The organism is Streptomyces sp. NPDC002044 (genome assembly GCF_040296725.1).
GTDB classification, from domain to species: Bacteria; Actinomycetota; Actinomycetes; order Streptomycetales; family Streptomycetaceae; genus Streptomyces; species Streptomyces antarcticus.
The window spans coordinates 1-6483 of sequence record NZ_JBEOXU010000232.1 but is presented as its reverse complement, the minus strand read 5'-3'; the positions used below and the strand labels follow the sequence as shown (position 1 = coordinate 6483).

Genomic DNA, 6483 nt, shown 5'->3' with positions numbered 1-6483 from the left:
CACCGCTGCTCACCACCGCCGCTCTCATCGCCACCGCGCTTCCCCTGCTGGGCGCCGGTCGGGCTCCCGGCCGCGTCAGGGGTCTGCGGCTTGCCCGGAAGCAGCTTGGCCGCCTGAGCCTTGATGCCCCACTGGGTGACCCGCCACAGGGCCTCGACCAGGATGTCCTTGCTCATCTTGCTGTCGCCGAACTCGCGCTCGACGAACGTGATGGGAACCTCCACCACGCGGAAGCCCTTCTGCACGGCCCTGCGCGCCAGGTCGACCTGGAAGCAGTAGCCCGCGGACGCCACCTGGTCCAGGCCCAGCCCTTCCAGGGTCTCCCGGCGGAAGGCCCGGTAGCCGCCGGTCACGTCGCGCATCGGGAGGTTCAGCATCAGCCGCGAGTACGTCGAACCGCCGCGCGAGAGGAACTCACGGCTCTTGGGCCAGTTCACGACCCGCCCGCCCGGCACCCAGCGGGAGCCCAGGACCAGGTCCGCGCCGGCCAGCGCGGTCAGCAGGCGGGGCAGCTCCTCCGGCTGGTGGGAGCCGTCGGCGTCCATTTCGACGATGACCCCGTAGCCCTGCTCCAGGGCCCAGACGAAGCCGGCGAGGTAGGCGGCGCCCAGCCCCTCCTTGCCCTTGCGGTGCAGCACGTGGACGTGGTCGTCGCCCGCCACCAGCTCGTCGGCGAGCTTGCCGGTGCCGTCCGGGCTGTTGTCGTCCGCGACGAGGATGTGCGCCTCGGGCACGGCCGCGCGCACGCGCCCGACGATCAGCCCGATGTTCTCCGCCTCGTTGTAGGTCGGAATGATCACCAAGGCCGTACCGAGCGGTCCGTGGGTCCGCTGTCCGCCGTCGCTCACTGAGTCCCCTTTTGTGCTGTCGCACGTCCTGTACGTCGTGTCGCAGAGGATGACTTTAGAACAGTGGTCGGGGCCCGCGGTCCTTCGGGCCGGTCAGACTCCCGCTGGCTGCGGGCCGCCGTGACCGTTGTCTACTGGACCGCCGGGCCCCGACCCGGGGCCACCCGCCGCCCGGCGAAACCTTCCCTCGCCCCCGAGGCGCGGGCGCGCTGCGCAGACGGATCCGTCCGGCACGGACGTCCTGTGGTGGACCCGGCCGAACCTATCCGGGTCGGGGCGCCCGTACCGAACCGAGGCCGACCGGATCACCCCTGTGGGCGTACGAAAGCCTCCCGCCCGCCGACGACCGTGGCCAGGCACACCGGCAACTCGGCCCCGGGGCTCAGGTCGGGCAGCCCGGGAGTGCCCGAACGCGGGTCCGTGGACCAGCGGGCGACCCGGTCGTCGGGGGCCTGGACGACCAGTTCCGCGGTCTCCCAGACCGCGTAGTCGGCCGGCGCCCCCGGGACGAGGACGCCCGCGTCGTCGCGGCCCAGCGCCCGCCAGCCGCCCCGGGTGTGGGCGGTGAAGGCCGCCCGTACGGAGATCCGGTGCTCGGGCGTCCGGTGGAAGGCCGCCGCGCGGACCGTCCCCCAGGGGTCGAGCGGGGTCACGGGCGCGTCCGAGCCGAAGGCCAGCGGAACGCCCGCCTTGAGCATGGCCGCGTACGGGTTGAGGGTCCGGGCGCGTTCGGCCCCCAGCCGGTCGGCGTACATGCCCTCCGCGCCGCCCCAGGCCGCGTCGAAGGCGGGCTGCACGGAGGCCGTGAGACCGAACTCCCCGAAGGCGGCGATCGTGGCGGGGGTCATCATCTCGGCGTGCTCGACGCGGTGCCGGGCGGCCCGCACGCGGGCCAGGCCGACCTTCTCGGCGGCCGCCCGCACGCCCTCGACGACCGCGGTGAGCGCGGCGTCGCCGATGGCGTGGAAGCCCGCCTGGAGACCCGCCTCGGTGCACGCGGCCACATGCTCGGCGACGGCGCGCGCGTCCAGGTAGCCGGTGCCGGTGTGGGAGGCGTCGGCGTACGGGGCGTGCAGGCAGGCGGTGTGCGAACCGAGGGCGCCGTCCACGAAGAGGTCCCCGGCGGCTCCTACGGCTCCCAGCTCCTTCGCCCGGCCGAGGTCCCGGTCGGCCCAGTACCCGAAGACCCGGGGCCCCGGACGCCCGGCGGCCAGGGCCAGCAGGCCGGTGAAGTCCTCGGCGCTGGAGATGTCGGGGCCGCCGCACTCGTGCACGGAGCCGATCCCGAGGGAGGCCGCGCGGTCCAGGGCGGCCCGCTGCGCCTCCGCGCGCTGGGCGGGGGTGACGGCGCCCAGGGCCGCCGCGCGGACGGCGTGGTGGGCGTCCCGGGTCAGCGGCTCGTCCCCGCGGGCGGCGACGCCGGGCACGAGGTCGAGCAGGGCCGTGGTGACCACGGCGGAGTGGACGTCGATGCGGCTCAAGTACAGCGGGCGGCCGCCGGCGGCCTCGTCTAGCTCGGCGCGCCGGGGCGCCCGCCGCTCCGGCCAGCGGGCCGCGTCCCAGCCGTGCCCGAGGAGCACCCGGTCGGCGGGGCGGCTCGCGGCGTACGCCCGTACGAGCTCCAGCGCGGCGGGCAGCGAGCGCGCCGCGGTCAGGTCCAGCCCGGTCAGGGCCAGGCCGGCGGAGGTGGTGTGGACGTGGGCGTCGGTGAACGCGGGCGTGACGAGCGCCCCGCCGAGGTCGACGACCTCGTCCACGCCCTGCGCGAAGGCGTCGGCCGCGCCCTCGGAGCCGACCCAGGCGATGTGCCCGCGCTCGACCACCATCGCGGTGGCGAACGGGTCGGCGGGGCTGTGTACCTCGCCCCCGCGCAGGAGGACGGTCCTTGTCGGTGCTCCGGCGGCGGCGTCGGCGGAGTGGGCGGTGCGGTCAGTCATGGGGACCAGTCTCCCGCGCCCCCGGCCCCGGCCGGACCGCCGGGTCCCCCGGCGGCCCCGGCGGTGCCGGGAGGCGCGCGGCGCGGGCGCCGGGCGGTCGGGACGCGGGCGGACTAGACGCGGGGCGGGCGGGCCTCGTACGGGGTGGACAGGACCACCGTCGTGCGGGTCGAGACGTGCGCGAGGGCGCGCAGACGGCCCAGCAGGTCCTCCAGCTCCAGGGGGGTCGCCACCCGGACCTTGAGGATGTAGTTCTCGTCGCCCGCCACGCTGTGGCACGCCTCGATCTCGGGGACCCCGGCCAGCCGGTCGGCGATGTCGTCCGGGGCACTGGGGTCGAACGGTTTGACCGAGATGAAGGCCGTCAGGGGCAGGCCGACGGCCTCGGGGTCGACGACCGCGGCGTAGCCGCGGATCACCCCGCGCTGCTCCAGCCGGCGTACTCGCTGGTGGACGGCCGACGTGGACAGTCCGGTGGCCTTGCCCAGATCCGTATAGCTCATCCGCCCGTCCCGCACGAGCAGATCAACGATCTGGCGGTCCAGCTCCTCCATTGCGCTCATAGCCGCTCAACTTAAGGCCCAGGAGTGCTCCAGGCACAGTGCCGTCCGCCCACTGGAGGCATCTGCGGCGGGCATGTGACCAAGGCCACAAGCCGAAGGGGGCGTACCGCCGGCAGATGTGGTTACTCGTGCCGCGCGACGGGAAGTGCTTGCTGTGGCCGTGGCCGTAGAACATGCCCGCCCGGCCCACCCAAGGGGGAGTACATCCATGCTGAACACCAAGCGCGCCGGTCGCATCGCACCGGAGCCCCTGGAGCTTCTCGATTCCGGGGACGACCCGTACCCGGACGACGCGGACGACGGCGAGGGCTTCGACGTCCATCACGCGATCTGCCCCGACTGCGGACAGTCGATCGCCCTCTTCGCCGACGAGGAGCACCTGCCGCAACACGCCCTCTGCCTGACCCCGTGGAACCCGTTCGGGCTCACGGTGTGCGCGGGCACCGGGCGGCCGGCCTCCGACGCGCTGCCGACCGTGGGTGTACCGCGTCCGGACGACGCGCCGGAGCTGGAGCCGGTCGTGCACCTGACCCTCCCGCAGGGGCTGGACTGGCGGACCCAGCCGTTCTCCCACGTCGGCGGCCCGGGCTCGCGTCCGGTCCGGGTGGTGAGCCCCGTACTGCCCCAGACCCGGCAGCAGCACGCGCAGGCCGCCTGACCCAGGAGCCGGGTGCGGGGCGGCCGCCGTGGACCCCCTGCGCCTACCAGTACGCGCCCCGGACCATGGCGTCCAGGCTGGCGTGGTGGAGGATCAGGCCGTCCGGGTCGGCCGGGATCTCGACCTCGCCGAAGTGCGCCTGCCGGTAGGCGATGCGCAGCATCACGATGCCGTGCCGCAGGGCCGCGTAGAGGGTGTGGAACTCCATGTCCCGGGGCGTGTGCCCGGTGAGCTCGGCGTACCGCCGCTCGATGTCCTCGCGGCGCAGGAAGTCGGGCAGGCCGGGCTGCCCGAAGCCGACCGTGAGGTCCTGGAAGAAGCGGTGGAGGTACACCGTCCAGCCGAGGTCGACCTCGCGCGGGGCGTACGCCGCCATCTCCCAGTCGAGGACGGCCACCGGGGTGAAGCCGTCGTAGACGACGTTCCCGATGCGCGCGTCACCCCAGTTGAGGACGGCCGGACCCTCCTCCGCCGGCCACAGCTCCTCCAGGCGCGCGAACGCCCGCTCGATGAGCGGGGACGGGGCCAGTCCGCCCACCACCCAGGCGTAGTAGGCGCGTTGGGCCTCCACGTGCCGCCGTAGCGGGCTTCCCTCCCCCTCGGGGAGCAGGAACTCGGCTTCGCCGGCCGGGAACTGGTCGTGCAGGCGGGCCAGCAGCGCGACGCTCGCCTCCTGGAGTCCGGCGCGCTCGGCGTCGGTGGCGGCGTGCAGCCAGTTCCCCTCGTACGTGTAGGGCATGACGTCGGGCGGGACCCGGCCCTCGGCACGGGCCATGACGAAGAACGGCGCGCCGAGCGGCCCGGGATCCTCCTCCAGCCACTGCACGCGGGGGACCGGCACGTCGGTGTGCTCGGCGACCAGGCTCATCACGCGGTGCTGGCGCGGCATGTCGTACGCGGGGAAGACGGTGTAGGCGGCCGGGTCGGCGGCGAGCCGCAGCGCGCAGGCGCGGAGCGGGGTGTCCGGGTGCTCTATGTCGAAGAGCAGGGTCTCGCTGGACATGCCGTTCGACCCGGGCACGGACGGGTTGGTGACCCGCGCCCCCGGGAGCCTGGCGTCCAGCCAGGCGGCGAGGCGCCGCCCGAGCTCCTCGGGCTCCCGGGTGGAGGTGCGCGGACGTGGAGCGGTGGCCATGGGTACCCCTTCCTTCCTGTTCGACTGCGGGGGCGGGGGCTACGGGGCGGAGCTACGGGGCCACGGACGAGTAGTCGGCGAAGCCGCTCGGGTCGTGGCGGCCGAAGCTGCCGTGCTCGAAGATGCCGTGGCCCACCTGGCCGTCGAGGGTGAAGCGGGCCGAGTGGTCGGTGACCCCGAACGCGGCCATGGGATGGGCGGCGGGGTCGGAGAGGTCGTAGCGGCGGCGGTCGTTCCAGCCCCGGCCCTGCCAGGTGCCGTGCTGCCAGTCGGCGGCGGGCGGGTAGCCGGCGCCGACGGCGAGCGGGGAGGAGTTCAGGATCTCCACGCCGAGTTCGAGGGGCTTGCGGGCGGGGTCGGCGAGGTGGACGACCGCGCTCAGCGGGTGCCGGGTGCCGGTGCGGTAGCGGATCTCCGTCTGCGGCCAGCCGAGTTGGACGTCGTGACGGCCGCTGGCGTCGGGGAAGACCTGTACGGCCTCGTTGAGGGTGCGGTGGCCGTCGGCGTCCTCCTGCGCGACGACCATGAGGAACCGGTCCTCGAAGCGGACCGGTATCCAGAGCCAGTGGAAGCCCTCGGGCCGGTGCTCCTCGGCCGCCCGGCCGCCGTCCTCTCCGGGGATCGGCCGTACGCCCCAACTGCGGTCACGGGTACCGGTCCACTCCCCCGGCGTAAGCGCGAGCTCTTCCCCGTTGGCGCGGATGGTGCCGGTGACCCCGCCGGCCTGGACGAAGCGGCGGCCTTCGAGCATGAGACGGTCGCCGCGCCGCTGGACGTGGTGGGGCTCCCAGAGCGCGGGGAACCCGGCGGTCCAGGTGACGTCGTACGAGAGTCCCCGGGGGTCGTCCGGATCGGCGGCGCAGCGGAGGGTGAGCTGCTTGAGCGGTACGTCGACGGTGATGGACAGCGGGCCGACGGAGAGGTTCATCCGGTCGTCGGTGAGCGCGTCGGAGGCCCGGACGGCGAGGAGTTCGTCGCCGATGCGCAGGGTGGCGTAGGCGTCGATGACACCGGCGTTGGGGTAGACGCCGAGGCCGAGGATGAGGACGGCGCGGCCGGCGTGGTCGAAGACGTGGAAGATGCACCGGTCGTAGGCGTTCCGGTCGCCGCTGACGAGGTGCTTCATCGACAGGGGGGCCTGGTGAATGGGGTATTCGTCGAGGGCGATGGGCCGGTCGGCGGGCATGGCGGACCTCCTGGACACGGTGGCGGCGGCGTCGTCTCGGGCGGACATGACGGTACGTCAGAAACTGTGCGGGGGGCCAGACTTCTGGCACGGAGTGGCGGGTCGGCACGGTGTGGCGGGGGCGGGTCCAGCGCAAGCACCGCTCCCCCGGTTCGA

Annotated in this window: 6 protein-coding genes; 1 reads left to right on the top strand and 5 read right to left on the bottom strand. The window is 74.1% G+C overall.

Annotation, left to right across the window (positions count from 1 at the left end):
* From ABT106_RS30420 to ABT106_RS30410, 3 genes are all read right to left on the bottom strand, one after another.
* The coding region (locus ABT106_RS30420; protein WP_351283847.1) for a polyprenol monophosphomannose synthase at positions 1-848 on the bottom strand (848 nt) is incomplete at its 3' end.
* Positions 849-1153: 305 nt separating this feature from the next.
* Positions 1154-2785 carry an amidohydrolase gene (locus ABT106_RS30415; protein ID WP_351283844.1) on the bottom strand — a complete coding sequence of 544 codons (1632 nt, stop codon included), beginning with the start codon at positions 2783-2785 and terminating at the stop codon, positions 1154-1156.
* 113 nt (positions 2786-2898) lie between these two features.
* Entirely contained in the window at positions 2899-3339 is a 441-nt protein-coding gene (locus ABT106_RS30410; RefSeq protein WP_030011705.1) for an Lrp/AsnC family transcriptional regulator, read from the bottom strand.
* 217 nt (positions 3340-3556) lie between these two features.
* Between ABT106_RS30410 and ABT106_RS30405 the strand changes: the two genes are divergently transcribed.
* Entirely contained in the window at positions 3557-4006 is a 450-nt protein-coding gene (locus tag ABT106_RS30405) for a hypothetical protein (protein ID WP_351283841.1), read from the top strand.
* Between the two features lie 43 nt (positions 4007-4049).
* On the opposite strand, the gene ABT106_RS30400 is transcribed toward ABT106_RS30405, so the two are convergent.
* Positions 4050-5141, bottom strand: a complete 1092-nt coding sequence (locus tag ABT106_RS30400) for a phosphotransferase family protein (protein WP_351283839.1) — start codon at positions 5139-5141, stop codon at positions 4050-4052.
* 52 nt (positions 5142-5193) lie between these two features.
* Entirely contained in the window at positions 5194-6327 is a 1134-nt protein-coding gene (locus tag ABT106_RS30395) for an Rv3169 family protein (protein ID WP_351283849.1), read from the bottom strand.
* Positions 6328-6483: the final 156 nt, after the last annotated feature.